The organism is Stappia sp. TSB10P1A (assembly GCF_900185725.1).
Taxonomy (GTDB): Bacteria; Pseudomonadota; Alphaproteobacteria; order Rhizobiales; family Stappiaceae; genus Stappia.
In genome coordinates this window covers 116,274-131,605 of sequence record NZ_FYAU01000008.1, presented here as the reverse complement: position 1 = coordinate 131,605, position 15,332 = coordinate 116,274, and the positions used below count along the sequence as shown (strand labels likewise).

The 15,332-nt window shown below is 67.7% G+C and carries 10 protein-coding genes and 1 pseudogene; 8 read left to right on the top strand and 3 right to left on the bottom strand.

Annotated elements, in window-relative coordinates; translation table 11 throughout:
- From TSB10P1A_RS02050 to TSB10P1A_RS02020, 7 genes and pseudogenes are all read left to right on the top strand, one after another.
- A pseudogene (locus tag TSB10P1A_RS02050) lies at window positions 1–199 on the top strand (cell division protein FtsZ); the annotation flags it as partial.
- A 316-nt stretch (window positions 200–515) separates the two neighbouring features.
- Window positions 516–1,466 (top strand): UDP-3-O-acyl-N-acetylglucosamine deacetylase, encoded by a 951-nt coding sequence (gene lpxC / locus TSB10P1A_RS02045; protein ID WP_186386241.1) that lies wholly within the window; start codon window positions 516–518, stop codon window positions 1,464–1,466.
- A gap of 230 nt (window positions 1,467–1,696) precedes the next feature.
- Window positions 1,697–2,563, top strand: a complete 867-nt coding sequence (locus TSB10P1A_RS02040; protein WP_186386240.1) for an outer membrane protein assembly factor BamD — start codon at window positions 1,697–1,699, stop codon at window positions 2,561–2,563.
- 411 nt (window positions 2,564–2,974) lie between these two features.
- Window positions 2,975–4,648 (top strand): DNA repair protein RecN, encoded by a 1,674-nt coding sequence (recN, locus tag TSB10P1A_RS02035; RefSeq protein WP_186386239.1) that lies wholly within the window; start codon window positions 2,975–2,977, stop codon window positions 4,646–4,648.
- Window positions 4,649–4,787: 139 nt separating this feature from the next.
- A complete protein-coding gene (gene ligA / locus TSB10P1A_RS02030) occupies window positions 4,788–6,956 on the top strand; it encodes an NAD-dependent DNA ligase LigA (RefSeq protein ID WP_186386238.1) in 2,169 nt (722 codons plus the stop codon).
- A 144-nt stretch (window positions 6,957–7,100) separates the two neighbouring features.
- A complete protein-coding gene (locus tag TSB10P1A_RS02025) occupies window positions 7,101–9,536 on the top strand; it encodes an ATP-dependent helicase (protein ID WP_186386237.1) in 2,436 nt (811 codons plus the stop codon).
- 95 nt (window positions 9,537–9,631) lie between these two features.
- The gene (locus TSB10P1A_RS02020) at window positions 9,632–10,522 is read left to right on the top strand and encodes a 50S ribosomal protein L11 methyltransferase (RefSeq protein WP_186386236.1); all 891 of its coding nucleotides are present in this window, start codon (window positions 9,632–9,634) and stop codon (window positions 10,520–10,522) included.
- 87 nt (window positions 10,523–10,609) lie between these two features.
- Here TSB10P1A_RS02020 and TSB10P1A_RS02015 read toward each other — a convergent pair whose 3' ends face one another.
- A complete protein-coding gene (locus TSB10P1A_RS02015; protein WP_186386235.1) occupies window positions 10,610–10,834 on the bottom strand; it encodes a hypothetical protein in 225 nt (74 codons plus the stop codon).
- Window positions 10,835–11,102: 268 nt separating this feature from the next.
- On the opposite strand from TSB10P1A_RS02015, the gene TSB10P1A_RS02010 reads away from it, so the two are divergent.
- Window positions 11,103–12,917, top strand: coding sequence for an aminopeptidase P family protein (locus TSB10P1A_RS02010; protein WP_186386234.1), 1,815 nt, complete (start codon window positions 11,103–11,105; stop codon window positions 12,915–12,917).
- Window positions 12,918–12,951: 34 nt separating this feature from the next.
- Here TSB10P1A_RS02010 and TSB10P1A_RS02005 read toward each other — a convergent pair whose 3' ends face one another.
- Window positions 12,952–14,595, bottom strand: a complete 1,644-nt coding sequence (locus TSB10P1A_RS02005; protein ID WP_186386233.1) for a chloride channel protein — start codon at window positions 14,593–14,595, stop codon at window positions 12,952–12,954.
- Window positions 14,596–14,643: 48 nt separating this feature from the next.
- Window positions 14,644–15,138, bottom strand: a complete 495-nt coding sequence (locus TSB10P1A_RS02000; RefSeq protein ID WP_186386232.1) for a thioesterase family protein — start codon at window positions 15,136–15,138, stop codon at window positions 14,644–14,646.
- Window positions 15,139–15,332 lie beyond the last annotated feature (194 nt).

Below are 15,332 nucleotides of genomic sequence, written 5' to 3'. Positions count from 1 at the left end.
CCAGCCGCGCGCCGCCATGCCGCAGCGCCCGGCCCAGCCGCAGGCCCAGCCGGTGATGCGTCCGGCCCCGGCGCGCCCGGCCGCCCAGGGTGCCGCCGGCCAGCTTGATCTGACCGGTCGCCCGGCGCCGCAGCCGCGCAACCTGTCGGAAGAGGACCAGTTGGAGATCCCGGCTTTCCTGCGCCGTCAGGCCACCTGACGGCGAGGCTCGCGACACTCCCTCAACGGGCGATCCGGCTCCTCACCGGATCGCCCGCCCTCGTGCGCGCATCAGAATTTTCTTAGATATTTCAATGCTCTCTTTTTCCGTAAAACGTTACATATCGTAACAAAGCTTTATTTCTGATCCCTCACCACAACCCGTATGGTCACCCTGCGATTGACGGGGTTCGCGAATCGCGCGTGGCCTTCCGGCAGCCGGTCCTTCGGCGGTTTCGGGGCCAATCGGCCTCGCCATCGCGGACGCGTTTCAGGGTCCCGCAGTTTCAGGATCTCGCAGACAGGGCGATCTGGTGATGAAGGTATCTTCCGACCGGCAGACGACACTGGCCGGTTCCGTCTCTCTGCAGGGAATCGGCGTTCACTCCGGCAACCGGGCGGAGGTGACGCTGCATCCGGCGGATCCCGGCACCGGCATCGTCTTCACCAACCGCAATCCGCAGACCGGCGCCGAGATCGAGTTTCCGGCGCATTGGCGCGCCGTCTCCGCCACCGCCCTTTGCACCGTCCTCGGCGATCCGAAGGCCGGCGGCGTCTCGACGGTCGAGCACCTGATGGCGGCGCTGCGCGGTCTTGGCGTCGACAATGCCATCGTCGAGATGGACGGACCCGAGATGCCGATCATGGACGGCAGCTCCGATGCGTTCGTCGAGGCGATCGACTCGGTCGGGCTTCGCCGGCTGGCGGCCGTGCGCCGCTATATCCGCGTCAAGAAGGCCGTTCGCGTCGACCAGGGCAGCGCCTGGTGCGAGCTGCGCCCGCATGAGGGCTGCCGCTTCGACGTGACCATCGATTTCGATGCCGAGGTGATCGGCCGCCAGTCGATGGTGCTGGACCTGACGCCGGACAACTTCCGCACCGAGCTGTCGCGCGCCCGCACCTTCGGATCGGTGCAGGACGTGAAGAAGCTGTGGTCGATGGGCTTTGCCCTCGGTTCGTCGCTGGACAATTCCGTGGCGATCTCCGACGGCAAGGTGATGAACCCGGAAGGCACTCGCTGGCGCGACGAGTTCGTGCGCCACAAGATGCTGGACGCGGTCGGCGACCTGGCCCTGGCCGGCCTGCCGTTCCTGGGGCTCTATCGCTCCTACAAGGGCGGCCACCGGATGAACCATGCCATCCTGGTCGAGCTGTTCGAGAATGCCGGCAAGGACGCCTTCGAGATCGTCGAGGGCACGTTCGAGCGGCCGGTGATGGCGCCGGTCCTGGAAATGCCGATGCTGGCGATGGCGCAGGGCGCCTCCTGAGCGATCCTGGGCGAGCGGGCCGCGTCGGCATGGCGAAAACGACATCGCCGAAAACGACAGGCCACAAAAAAGCGACAAATGTCCCTCACATGGCGTGACGTGGTCGGGTGTTTTCCGTTAGAACACGCGCAGATCGGACCCGAGGGCGCGCCATCACGGTGCCCCCGCCGGTCACTCCGGATTGTCCGGGCGGGCCGAACAGGTCCGAGTTCGAGGAGTGAGTTGACGTGATGGTGGCAGTGTCGAGTTCCAAGGCGAGGGAAACCGTGTCCAGCGGTCTGCGCAAGGCCCGGATCGCCTCTGTCGCCCTGCTTGCGATCACCCTTGCCGCCTGTTCCTCGACCAAGGACGACGACGACTTCTCCACCAACGACACGCCGCCGGAAGTGCTGTTCAACGAGGGCCTGTCGCTGCGCAACGAGGGGCGCCTGTCGGATGCCCGGCTGAAGTTCCAGGAAGTCGACAAGCTCCATCCCTATTCCGAGTATTCCCGCAAGGCACTGATCAACCTCGCCTTCCTGAACTACTCGTCCGGCAAGTATCCGGAGGCGATCACCGCTGCCAAGCGCTTCACGACGCTCTATCCGGGCAGCGAGGACAGCGCCTACGCGCTCTACATCATCGGCCAGTCCTATCACAAGCAGATCCCGGACGTGACGCGCGACCAGGAGATGACGCAGCGGGCGCTTGCCGCCTATGGCGAGCTCATCCAGCGCTTCCCGAACTCCGAATATGCCAGCGACGCCGCCGCCAAGGTGCGGGCGGCCCAGGATCAGCTCGCCGGCAAGGAAATGGAAGTCGGCCGCTACTATCTGAAGCGCAAGCACCAGATCGCCGCGATCAACCGCTTCAAGGTGGTGGTCACCAACTACCAGACGACCCGCCATATCGAGGAGGCGCTGTTCCGCCTCACCGAGAGCTATTATGCGCTCGGCGTCGTCAACGAGGCGCAGACCGCGGCCGCCGTGCTCGGCCACAACTATCCCGACAGCCAGTGGTACAAGGACGCCTTCAGCCTGCTGAAGACCGGCGGCTATTCCCCGAGCGAGGATTCGGGAAGCTGGATCAGCCGCGCGTTCAAGGGCATCTCGCTCTAGTCACCCGACTCTGAAGTTCGTCACATGTCTCGGCATGCTCTGAACGAACTTCAGATTCAAAAGGGTGACCAGAGCATATTCCGTTCAGATCGAACCGATCTGAATGACGAGAATATGCTCCAGGTATTGAATCTGGAGCGATTTCTTATCGATCAGGTGAGTCCACCTGATCGGAAATCGCTCTAGCAAATCTATGTTTCCAGTGTGGTTTTCGAATTTGAAATACGCTCACCGGCACGCTGCCAAAGTGAGGCGTATTTCAAATTCGCCACACTAGCATCCACGTCGGTAATGGCTTGCCGCTGCGTGGCCAGTTTGGCATTGCGGGGGCGGGGCACCACCAGCTACACCTGATGCGGTTTCCCGTGCGCGTCGCCGCACATGTCCAGTCCGGCCCGGTCACCCGCTCGCATGCTCGCTGCGCTTGCCATTCGAGATATCGTCCTGATCGACCGGCTCGATCTCGCCTTCGGTACCGGCATGTCGGTGCTGACCGGCGAGACGGGCGCGGGCAAATCCATCCTGCTCGATGCCCTGAGCCTTGCCCTTGGCGGGCGCGGCGATGCCGGCCTGGTGCGCCACGGCCAGGCGCAAGGCCAGGTGACGGCCGCCTTCGACGTGCCGATGGCGCATCCGGTGCGCGCGATGCTGCGCGAGAACGATCTTGAGGCCGATGGCGACGTCATCCTGCGCCGGGTGCAGGCGGAAGACGGCCGCAGCCGCGCCTTCATCAACGACGCGCCGGTGAGCGTCGCCCTGCTGCGGCAGGCGGGCGGGCTGCTGGTCGAGATCCACGGACAGAACGAGGCGCGGGCCTATACCGATCCGGCGGAGCATCGCCGGCTGCTCGATTCCTTCGGCGGCTGCGAGGCGGAGTGCGCGGCGGTCGCCAGCGCCCATGCGGCGATGCGCAAGGCGGCGCGCGCGCTGGCCGAGCAGGAGGAGCGGATCGCGGCGGCGCGGCGCGAGGCCGACTACCTGCGCGCCTCCGCCGAGGAACTGTCGAAGCTTGCGCCGGTCGCCGGCGAGGAAACCGAGCTTGCCGATCGCCGCCAGTCGATGATGCAGGTGGAGAAGATCGCAGGCGACCTCGGCGACTCCTTCGACCTGCTGAACGGCACGGCTTCCCCCATTACCGAGATCGCCGCGCTGTGGCGGCGGCTGGAGCGCAAGGCCGAGCAGGCGCCCGGCCTCTTGTCCGGTCCGGTCGGTTTCCTCGCCGAGGCGCTGGACCGGCTGGAGGATGCGCGTGCGGGCCTCGAAGCCGCGGTGCGCGAGACGGAGTTCGATCCGCGCGCGCTGGAGGCGACCGAGGAGCGGCTGTTCGCCTTACGCGGGGCGGCGCGCAAGTTCCAGGTGCAGGTCGACGACCTTCCGGCCCTGCGCGAGCGGTTCGAGGCCGATCTTGCCGCGCTTGATGCCGGCGAGGAGGCGCTGGCCGGCCTGGCCGCCGCGGCCGAGGCGGCGCGCGCCGACTATGACGCGAAGGCGGCGGCCCTGAGCGAGCGGCGGCGGGCGGCGGCCAAGTCGCTGGAAGAGGCCGTTTCCCGCGAGTTGCCGGACCTGAAGCTGGAGCGGGCGCGCTTCCTCGTCAACCTGGAGAGCGACCCGGACGCCCGATCCCGCGAGGGCATCGACACGGCCGAATTCTGGGTGCAGACCAATCCGGGCACCCGGCCGGGGCCGATGATGAAGGTCGCTTCCGGCGGCGAGCTGTCGCGCTTCCTGCTGGCGCTGAAAGTGTCGCTGGCCGACAAGGGCTCGGCGCCGACGCTGGTCTTCGACGAGATCGACACGGGCGTCGGCGGCGCGGTGGCGGAGGCCATAGGCAGCCGGCTGGCGCGGCTTGCCGGCAAGGTGCAGGTGCTGACCGTCACCCATGCGCCGCAAGTGGCGGCGAAGGCGGGCGGGCACTTCCTGATTCTCAAGGAAGACGCCGGCGAGGACCGGGTGGCGACCAGGGTGCGGCGGATCGATGTCGATCACCGGCGCGAGGAGATCGCGCGGATGCTGGCCGGCGCCACGATCACCGACGAGGCCCGGGCGGCGGCCGACCGGTTGCTGGCCGACGCGCCGCGCGCTTAAGCGGCCGAACCAAGGCTGGAAAAGCGCGCCGCCGCCCTTTGCCTTGCCCGATCCCGGCGCCATACTCCCTGTCGCGAGCCGGGCGGCGAACGCCCGTTCCCGTGCCGCACGATCCGATGCCAGCAAGATGCGATCCCCCATGTCCGACAACGATCTCTCGTCCCGCGCCGTCGAAGACCTGACCCTGGAAGAGGCCGCGCTGGAGCTGGAACGGCTGGCGCAGGAGATCGCGGCTCACGACCGGCGCTATCACGGCGAGGACGCGCCGGTCATTTCCGATGCCGACTATGACGCGCTGAAGCGGCGCAACGACGAAATCGAAAAGCGGTTCCCGGACCTTGTGCGCTCCGACAGCCCGTCGCTGCGCGTCGGCGCCGCGCCGGCCGAAGGCTTCGGCAAGGTCACCCATGCGATCCCGATGCTGTCGCTGGACAATGCCTTTGCCGACGAGGACGTGCGCGATTTCTTCGGCCGCATCCGCCGCTTCCTGAAGCTCGATCCGCTGATGGGGGCGATTGCGGTGACGGCCGAACCGAAGATCGACGGGCTGTCGCTGTCGCTGCGCTACGAGAAGCGGCGGCTGGTCAGCGCGGCAACGCGCGGCGACGGCACGGTCGGCGAGAACGTGACGCAGAACGCCCTGACCATCGAGGACATCCCCCAGCGCCTGCCGGATACTGCGCCCGACATCGTCGAGGTGCGCGGCGAGGTCTATATGCGCCACGAGGACTTCCGTTCGCTGAACGCGCGGATGGAGACGCAGGGCGGCAAGGTCTTCGCCAATCCGCGCAATGCGGCGGCGGGCTCCCTGCGCCAGCTCAATCCGGAGGTGACGAAGGCGCGGCCGCTGCGCTTTTTCGCCTATGCCTGGGGCGAGATGAGCGAGGTGCCGCGCGCCACCCAGTTCGAGATGGTGCAACTGCTCGGCGAGTGGGGCTTTTCGATCAACGCGCGCATGGTCCGCTGCGAGAGCGTCGAGGAGATCCTTGCCGCCTATCACGGCATCGAGGAGGAGCGGGCGCTGCTCGGCTACGATATCGATGGCATGGTCTACAAGGTCGACCGGCTCGACCTGCAGGCCCGCCTCGGCTTCGTCTCGCGCGCGCCCCGCTGGGCGATCGCCCACAAGTTCCCGGCCGAGAAGGCCTTCACCGTGCTGCGCGGCATCGAGATCCAGGTCGGGCGCACCGGCGCGCTGACCCCGGTCGCCAAGCTGGAGCCGGTGACGGTGGGCGGCGTCGTCGTGTCGAACGCGACGCTGCACAATGAGGACTATATCAAGGGCATCGGCCAGACCGGCGAGCCGATCCGCGGCGGCAAGGATATCCGGGTCGGCGACACGGTGCAGATCCAGCGCGCCGGCGACGTCATTCCGCAGATCGTCGATGTCGACCTCGACAAGCGCCCCGCGGATGCCGAGCCCTTCGCCTTCCCGACCACCTGCCCGGCCTGCGGCAGCCACGCGGTGCGCGACGTCAATGCCTCGAGCGGACGGATCGATGCCGTGCGCCGCTGCACCGGCGGGCTGATCTGTCCGGCGCAGGCCAAGGAAAAGCTGAAGCATTTCGTCTCGCGCCACGCGCTCGACATCGAGGGGCTGGGCGACAAGCAGGTGGAGTTCTTCTTCGGCCTGCCGATGGAGGAGGGGGGTATCCGCCAGCCGGCCGACATCTTCACGCTGGCGCAGCGGGATGCGGCCTCGCCGCTGATCAAGCTGAGGAACCGCGACGGCTGGGGCGAGACGAGCGCTGCCAACCTCTTCGCCGCCATCGACGCGCGGCGCGAGATGCCGCTCAACCGGGTGATCTTCGCGCTCGGCATCCGCCATGTCGGCGAGGGCAATGCCAAGCTGCTCGCCCGCCACTATCTCGACTGGGAGAGCTTCCGCGCGGCGATGCAGGCGGCGGCCGATCCTCAGTCCGATGCCTTTGCCGAGCTGATGGCCATCGACGGCATCGGCGAAACCGTGGCCCGGGCGGTGGTCGAGTTCTTTGCCGAGGACCATAACCGCGAGGCGCTCGACGCGCTGCTGGCGCAGATCCGGCCGCAGGCGATGGAGCGGGTGGAGGCGAGCGCCAGCCCGGTCGCCGGCAAGACGCTGGTCTTCACCGGCACGCTGGAGAAGATGAGCCGCGACGAGGCCAAGGCGCGGGCCGAGGCGATGGGGGCGAAAGTCTCCGGTTCGGTGTCGAAGAAGACGGACCTCGTCATCGCCGGTCCCGGCGCCGGCTCCAAGCTGAAGAAAGCCGAGGAGCTGGGTATCGACGTCATCGACGAGGACGCCTGGATCGAGATGGCGGGGGGCTGACGGGCGGTTGCGCCGGCGGACGGACGCCGTGTGCAGGCGCGGCCCTGCCAAGTGGCGGCAAACTTGCTATATTGGTCCAAATAGCGAACAGATTCGCGAAGACGCTTCGCGAGCGAACCCATCGAGCCCGAGATCCGACAGTCGATGCCCGATTCCCAAGGCGACCGCCTTTCCGCCCTGCAGCGGAGCGCCACTCCCTCCGGCAGCGGCATTGCCGCGCGCGCGCGGGCAGCGCTCGGGCCGCGGCCGCCCGAACCCGGCTCCTATCTCGACGGGCTCAACCCGGAGCAGCGCGAGGCGGTGGAGGCGCTGGACGGCCCGGTGCTGGTGCTGGCGGGGGCGGGAACCGGCAAGACCCGCGTCCTGACCACGCGCATCGGCCATATCCTGGCGACACGGCGCGCCTTCCCGAGCCAGATCCTGGCGGTGACCTTCACCAACAAGGCCGCCCGCGAGATGAAGGAGCGGATCGAGCGGCTGATCGGCGAGAGCGCGGAAGGGATGCCCTGGCTCGGCACCTTCCACTCGATTTGCGTCAAGATCCTGCGCCGGCATGCCGAACTGATCGGCCTGAAATCCGGGTTCTCGATCCTCGATACCGACGACCAGATCCGCCTGATCAAGCAGATCATCCAGGCGGAGGGGCTGGACGACAAGCGCTGGACGGCGCGGGCCTTCGCCAGCCAGCTCGATGGCTGGAAGAACCGCGGCCTGACGCCCGACCAGGTGCCGGAGGGCGAGGCGCGCTCCTTCGGCAACGGCAAGGGCCGGGCGCTTTACGAGCAGTATCAGGAGCGGCTGTCGATCCTCAATGCCGCCGATTTCGGCGACCTGCTGCTGCATGTCATCACGCTGTTCCGCAACAATCCGGACGTGCTGGCCGAGTATCAGGCCCGCTTCCGCTTCATGCTGGTGGACGAGTATCAGGACACCAACATCGCGCAGTACCTGTTCCTGCGGCTGCTGGCGCAGGGCAACCGCAACATCTGCTGCGTCGGCGACGACGACCAGTCGATCTATGGCTGGCGCGGCGCCGAGGTCGACAACATCCTGCGCTTCGAGCACGACTTTCCCGGCGCCAAGGTGATCCGGCTGGAGCGCAATTACCGCTCGACCAGCCATATCCTCGCCGCCGCCTCGCATCTGATCGCCCATAACGAGGGGCGTCTGGGCAAGACGCTGTTCACCGATGTCGTCGACCCGGACGGCGAGGAACTGCGCGTCAGCGTCGCCGCCGCCTGGGACTCCGAGGAAGAGGCCCGCGCCATCGGCGACGAGATCGAGGCGCTGCAGTCCAAGGGTCACAGCCTCGAGAGCATGGCGATCCTGGTGCGCGCGTCGTTCCAGATGCGCGAGTTCGAGGACCGGTTCGTCACACTCGGCGTCAACTACCGGGTGGTCGGCGGCCCGCGCTTCTACGAGCGCATGGAGATCCGCGATGCGATGGCTTATTTCCGCTGCGTCGTGCAGCCGGCCGACGACCTCGCCTTCGAGCGGATCGTCAACACGCCGAAGCGCGGTCTCGGCGAGGCCAGCCTGAAGCTGGTCCATGCCTATGCGCGGGCGAACCGGATCCCGCTCATGCAGGCGGCCTCGGACCTGTGCCAGACCGAGGAGCTGAAGCCGAAGGCGCGCACGACGCTGCGCATGCTGCTCGCCGATTTCGACCGCTGGCGCGACCTGGTGCCGGCCATGTCGCATACGGAGCTGGCCGAGATCATCCTCGACGAGAGCGGCTATACCGAGATGTGGCGCAACGACCGCTCGGCGGAGGCGCCGGGCCGGCTCGACAACCTGAAGGAGCTCATCCGCTCGATGGACGAGTTCGAATCGCTCGCCGGCTTCCTGGAGCATGTGGCGCTGGTCATGGACCGGGACGCGGGCGGCAGCAACGAGGCGGTGTCGATCATGACGCTGCATTCGGCCAAGGGGCTGGAATTCGACACGGTGTTCCTGCCCGGCTGGGAGGAAGGGCTCTTCCCGCATCAGCGCGCGCTCGACGAGAGCGGCCGCGCCGGGCTGGAGGAAGAGCGCCGGCTCGCCTATGTCGGCATCACGCGGGCGCGGCGGCGGGCGAAGATCTGGTTCGCCTCCAACCGGCGCATCCACGGCATGTGGCAGAGCTCGATCCCCTCGCGCTTCCTCGACGAATTGCCGGCCGATCATGTCGAGGTGGTGGAGCAGTCCAGCAATTACGGCGGCTATGGCGGCGGGGGATACGGCGCCAGCCGCTTCGACACGCGCGATCCCTTCAAGTCGAGCTATTCGACGCCGGGCTGGCAGCGGGCGCAGCGTTCGCAAGCGCAGGGCGGCGCTGGTGGTGGCGGGTTCGCCGGGCGGATGGGGTCGACCAGTGGCCGGCAGTCGGGCAGGCAGTCGGGCGGGCCGCGGATGATCGAGGGCGAGTTGGTCGCCAAGTCGGTGTCCGACACGCCGTCGGCCTTCGCGATGGGCGAGCGGGTGTTCCACCTCAAGTTCGGCTATGGCGAGATCGTCGGCATCGAGGGCAACAAGCTGACCGTGCAGTTCGACAAGGCGGGCCGCAAGAAGGTGCTCGACAGCTTCGTCGAGCGGCACTGAGCGGTGCTCGTTTCGCTATCCGGTGCGAATGCGATTGATGCGGCCCGCTTGCGGGCGCTATAGGGCGGGCGCTGTTTCCTGTCTCCGGAGAGATCATGTCCACCATCCGTGTCCGCATCACCGCCCTTGAGATCGAGGCGAAGCGCATCTACGAGCTGCTGTCGCGCGACTTCGAGGATGACGGCAACCCGGTGACGGTGTTCGAGGCTTCGGCGGACGGGCGCGAGTGGACGGCCGAGATCCTGCTGTTCGACATGAGCGCGAGCGAGGCCGCCGATCTGGTCAAGGACCGGCTGGGCGCGGACGCCTTCGCCGCGCCGGTCGAGGCGGTCGAGCTGGAAGACATCAACTGGGTGGAGAAGAGCCTTGAAGGCCTGTCGCCGGTGCAGGCGGGCCGTTTCTTCATTCATGGCGCGCATGACCGGGCGAAGCGCCCGCTCGCCGGCATTGCCATCGAGATCGAGGCCGCGCTCGCCTTCGGCACCGGCCATCACGGGACGACCGCCGGCTGCCTGATCGAGATCGACCGGCTTCTGACCCGCCGGTCCTATGCGCGGATGCTGGATCTGGGCACGGGCACCGGCGTTCTGGCGATCGCCATGGCGCGGCTGTCCCGCCGTCCGGTGCTGGCGACGGATATCGATCCGGTGGCGACCATTACCGCGCGCGCCAATGCCGTCCACAATCTTGCCGGCACGCTGGTGCGCACGGCAACGGCGGCCGGCGTCGACAGCCGCATTTTCGCGGAGGCCGGTCCCTTCGATCTGGTGGTGGCGAACATCCTCGCCCGGCCCCTGATGCGCATGGCCGCCGGGCTTTCGGCGCGGATGACCCGCTCGGCGACGCTGGTCCTGTCGGGCCTGCGCGAGGAGGACGGACCGCGCATCCTTTTCGCCTATGGCACGCAAGGGTTCCACCTGGTGCGCCGGCAGAACCGCGACGGCTGGCTGACGCTGACGCTGGTGCGCGGCCGTCACGAGGGCTGAAGCCCCGGAAAGAGCCTGCCCCAAAAAGGAACGGGCCCGGCGGAGGAACCGCCGGGCCCGTTTCTGTCCAGTCAGCGACCGCCGGTATCAGAACGCGGAGGTCAGCGAGCTGTTGCGCTCCAGATCGGCCCGGTCGTAGCCGTAGGCGGCGAGCGTGGCGTCGTCGAGCGACAGAAGGTAGCCGTTGACATAGCGGCGAGCCTGACGCTCACGGGCGGCGATCATCGAGTCGAGCGCCTTGCGGAACACGCTCTTGGAAGAGCTGCGCGATACGCCCGAGATGGCGGTGGTGGTCGTGGTGGCAATGGCCATGATCTTAAGTCTCCAGTTCGAGGTCTCTGTCTAGAGCTTCCTCCCTCAAACTCTCAAGACAGAGTATGGGGATCGCCGACGCATGAGAAAAGGTCGATAAGTGCATGGCTGCGCTGCGATTGCTGCATGTGCGAATGCGTGATTTTGCAATGCGGTGCAGCACATGCCGAATTCCGTGGCGCTCCGGTGCCCGCCGGGTGTGCAAAAGCCGCCGCGATCCCTCTTCAATGCCCTTTCGCGACGGCTGCATTGGCGCTAGCGTCGTCGCATGTTCCAGTCCTTCGACAATGTCATCGACCCGTCCGTCGGTTCCGCGCGTTGCGCGGCGCTGCGGCGCGAGCTGGCCCGCAGGGGCCTCGACGGTTTCCTCATTCCGCGCGCCGACGCGCATCAGGGCGAATATGTGCCGCCCAGCGACGCGCGGCTTTTCTGGCTGACCGGCTTTGCCGGATCCGCCGGCATGGCGGTGGTGCTGGCGGATGCGGCGGCGATCTTCGTCGACGGGCGCTACACGATCCAGGTGCGCGAGCAGGTCGACACCAGCGTGTTCCGGCCGATGCACCTGATCGAGACGCCGCCGTCCGAGTGGCTGGCCGAGACGCTGCAGCCGGGCCAGAAGCTCGGTTACGATCCGATGCTGCATACGGTGAGCGGCGTGAAGCGCCTGGCCGAAGCCTGTGCCAGGGCCGGGGCGGAGCTTGTGCCGGTGGATGGCAATCCGCTCGATGCGGTGTGGGAGGACCGGCCGCAGCCGCCGCTTGGCCAGGTGCGCGTGCACGGGCAGGAGTTTGCCGGCGAGGCGGCCGAGGAGAAGATCGCGCGCATGGCCGCCGAGGTGCGCCGCGCCGGCGGCGATGCCTTCGTCCTGACCCAGCCCGATTCCATCGCCTGGCTCTTCAACATCCGCGGTAGCGACGTGTCGCACACGCCGCTGCCGCTGTCCTTCGCCATCCTGCCGCGCGAAGGGCGCCCGCAGATCTTCATCGATGGGCGCAAGCTCACCAATGCCTCGCGCGACCATCTGGAGGCGCTGGCCGATATTGCGGGGCCGGACGGGCTGACGGGCGCGCTGAGCGCGCTGGGAGCTGCGGGCGCGACGGTGCTGGTCGATCCCGACTGGGCGGGCGATGCGCTGGCAAGCGCGGTGCTTGCCGCCGGCGGCAAGGTGAAGCACGGCGCCGACCCGGTGACCAAGGCCAAGGCGGTGAAGAATGCGGCGGAGATCGCCGGGGCGCGGGCCGCGCATCTGCGCGACGGGGCGGCCTTTGCCCGCTTCCTGTGCTGGCTCGACGGGGCGGCGTCGGCCGGCGGGCTCGACGAGATCGCGGTCGCCGAGCGGCTGGAGGCCTTCCGGGCCGAGACCGGCAAGCTGAAGGAGATTTCCTTCGACAGCATCTCGGCTGCCGGCCCGAACGCTGCGATCTGCCACTATCATGTCGACCGGAGCAGCAACCTGCCGATCCCGGCGGACAGCCTGTTCCTGATCGATTCGGGCGCCCAATATGAAGACGGCACCACCGACATCACCCGTACCATCGCCGTCGGCGAGGTGGAGCAGGAGCACAAGCGCCACTTCACGCTGGTGCTGAAGGGGCATATCGCCATTGCCACGGCGCGCTTTCCCGTTGGCACCAGCGGGGCGCAGATCGACGCGCTCGCCCGCATCGCCCTGTGGAAGGCCGGGCTCGACTTCGATCACGGCACGGGGCATGGGGTCGGCTCCTATCTCTCCGTGCATGAGGGGCCGCAGCGCATCGCCAAGACCGGCCACGCGCCGCTGGAGCCGGGCATGATCGTCTCCAACGAGCCGGGCTACTATCGTGACGGCAGCCACGGCATCCGTATCGAGAACCTGGAACTGGTGACGCCGGCGACGGCCATCGAGGGCGGCGAGCGGCCGATGCTCGGCTTCGAGACGCTGACGCTGGCGCCGATCGACCGGCGGGCGGTGGTCGTGGAGATGCTCAGCGCCGAGGAGCGGGCCTGGGTCGACGCCTATCACGCGCGCGTCCTGGGCGAGATCGGGCCGCTGGTCGACACGGCGACGCGGGCCTGGCTGGAGCGGGCGACGGCGCCGCTGTAAGGGGGAGCCGCTCTAACGGGTGGGGGAGCGCCGCTCAGCGGTGCTCCTCGACCTGGTTGCTGATCAGTTCGGCATTGAAGAAGCGCAGCGCCCGCACATGGCTGGCATGGCCGACGACTTTCGTCGGATCGACCCGATCGACCACCGGCAGCCGGCTCGCGCCGCTGTCGTCGAAGAGCTGCAGGGCGGTTTCCAGCGTGTCGTCGAGCGTCAGGCTGGGGCCGTCCGTCTGCGGGTCGTGGGTTTGCGGCTCGGCGTCCCGCGGCAGCCGCTCGACGAAGTCGGAGACCTGGACGATGCGCACCACCCAGCGATGCGCGCCCTCGTGGAGCATCACGCCGCGCATTTCCAACTGCCAGTGGAAGAAGGAGCGCCCGTGTACCGCCTGGGTCAGGCCGGTGGCGATGGACACGGCGATCAGCAGCGCGATGGACAGCGCATAGCCGCCGGTCAGCTCGAACACGATCATCGTGGTTGAAAACGGCGCGCCGAGAACGGCGGCGGCAACGGCGCCCATGCCGAGGATGGCATAGAGCCCGTGCGAGGAGGCAAGCTCGGGGAACGCCGCCGCCGCGATGAGGCCGAAGGCCCCGCCCGTCATCACCCCGAGATAGAGCGCCGGCGAGAAGATGCCGCCGCCGAACCGCGAGGCGAGGGTGATCGAGGTCGCCGCCGTCTTGGTGACGAGCAGCGCCAGCATGGTGAGGAGCGGCAGTTCCTGGCGCAGCGCAAGGTCTGTCGCCTCGTAGCCGACACCGAGCACGCCGGGGAAGACGATGCCGATGGCCCCCACCGCCAGCCCGCCGATCACCGGGCGCAGCCACAGCGGCATGGCGATGTTGCGCGCCACCCAGTCGGTGCCGATCAGCGAGAACTGGAAGATCACCGCCACGGCGGCGCAGGTCAGGCCGAGCAGGGCGAAGGCCGGCATCTCCAGCATCGAGGTGATCTGGTATTCGGGGATCGAGAAGGCGGCGACATCGCCGAACCACAGGCGCGACATCAGCGTGCCGAGCACCGAGGCGATGACGATCGGCACGAAGGCGGACATGGCATAATGGCCGAGAATCACCTCATGGGCGAAGAGCACGCCGGCGATCGGCGCGTTGAACGAGGCGGAAACCGCGCTGGCGACGCCGCAGGCCAGCAGGATGCGGCGGGCGGCGTCGGGCAGGCGGAAGGTCTGGCAGAGCGCGGTGCCGATGGTGGCGCCGAGATGTACCACAGGCCCTTCGCGGCCGGCGCTGGCGCCGCAGCCGAGAGAGACGGAGGTGAGAAAGGCCGAGGAAATGCCCGGCCAGAACGGCAGGCCGCGCCCGCCCTGGGCCCGTGCCTCGATCACGTCCGGCACGCCGCCGGCGCGCTGCTTGGGCTGGATCGCCTGCAGGTAGAGGCCGACGAACAGGCCGCCGGTGGCCGGCGCCAGCAGGATCACCCACCAGGGGATGCCGGCGGCGGCGGTGATGACGGTTTCCTCCGCGGTGCCGAGCCACAGCCACTGGACGGCGCCGATGGCGACACGGAAGAGGATCGCGGCGATCGCCGTCAGCACGCCGATGACGATAGCCAGCAGCCAGACCAGCGGCAGGCGCGTTGAACGGAACAGCCGGAGGTTGGGCTTGATCCAACCGGCCGCCAGCACGGCAAGGCGTTGCAATTGCGTCAGCAGACCGGTCATCGCTCGTCCAGCCGTCCGCCGGGCCCGCAAGGGCCGAGGCGTTTCCCGTCAGCGCCTCTCGAGGGAGATCCGCCGCCCGCAGCGCTCGGGCCGGCCAAGCACCGCGTGGCTCTCCCTCATCTCCTCAAGCCGCTCCAGCACATCCTGCGGCCAGGGTATCACCTTGCGCGCCTGAAGATCGACATGCAGCGATACCTGCTCGGACGTCGCCGAGAGGAACCCGTCGTCCGCATGATGGAGCTCCTGGTAGAGATGCGCGCGCTTCGCATCGAAATCAACGAGTTGCACGGTGGCGCGGACCGGATCTCCCCCGTTCAGTTCGCGCAGGTAGCACAGATGCGTTTCGGCGGTGAAGAAAGAGGCGCCGCGCTCGCGCGCATAGTCCGGCCCAAGGCCGAGATGGATGAAGGCCTCGTCCAGGGCGGTGTCGAAGAGGACATTGTAATAGGCCATGTTGAGATGGCCGTTATAGTCGAGCCACTCGCTGCGGACCGTCTGGATCGAGCCGGTGAAGGGGGCCGGCGTGCGGCTCGGCTGTGACATGGCGCTTCTGGCTCCTTGCGATCGGCCGCGGCGTTCCTGTCGCGGGCGAAGCGGGCGGAAGTCTTTGGCCGCGATTGCCGTTTTTGCTAGTGTGCGCCAAACCTAGTGTGGTGAATTTGAAATACGCTCTGTTCTCGGCAGCGACCGTAGAAGCGTATTTCAAATTCGAAAACCACACTGGAAACACAAACTTG

Coding starts and splice junctions, on each gene's coding strand:
- lpxC (WP_186386241.1), top strand. CDS start 516: ATGAAGGTATCTTCCGACCGGCAGACGACACTGGCCGGTTCCGTCTCT.
- TSB10P1A_RS02040 (WP_186386240.1), top strand. CDS start 1,697: ATGGTGGCAGTGTCGAGTTCCAAGGCGAGGGAAACCGTGTCCAGCGGT.
- recN (WP_186386239.1), top strand. CDS start 2,975: ATGCTCGCTGCGCTTGCCATTCGAGATATCGTCCTGATCGACCGGCTC.
- ligA (WP_186386238.1), top strand. CDS start 4,788: ATGTCCGACAACGATCTCTCGTCCCGCGCCGTCGAAGACCTGACCCTG.
- TSB10P1A_RS02025 (WP_186386237.1), top strand. CDS start 7,101: ATGCCCGATTCCCAAGGCGACCGCCTTTCCGCCCTGCAGCGGAGCGCC.
- TSB10P1A_RS02020 (WP_186386236.1), top strand. CDS start 9,632: ATGTCCACCATCCGTGTCCGCATCACCGCCCTTGAGATCGAGGCGAAG.
- TSB10P1A_RS02015 (WP_186386235.1), bottom strand. CDS start 10,834: ATGGCCATTGCCACCACGACCACCACCGCCATCTCGGGCGTATCGCGC.
- TSB10P1A_RS02010 (WP_186386234.1), top strand. CDS start 11,103: ATGTTCCAGTCCTTCGACAATGTCATCGACCCGTCCGTCGGTTCCGCG.
- TSB10P1A_RS02005 (WP_186386233.1), bottom strand. CDS start 14,595: ATGACCGGTCTGCTGACGCAATTGCAACGCCTTGCCGTGCTGGCGGCC.
- TSB10P1A_RS02000 (WP_186386232.1), bottom strand. CDS start 15,138: ATGTCACAGCCGAGCCGCACGCCGGCCCCCTTCACCGGCTCGATCCAG.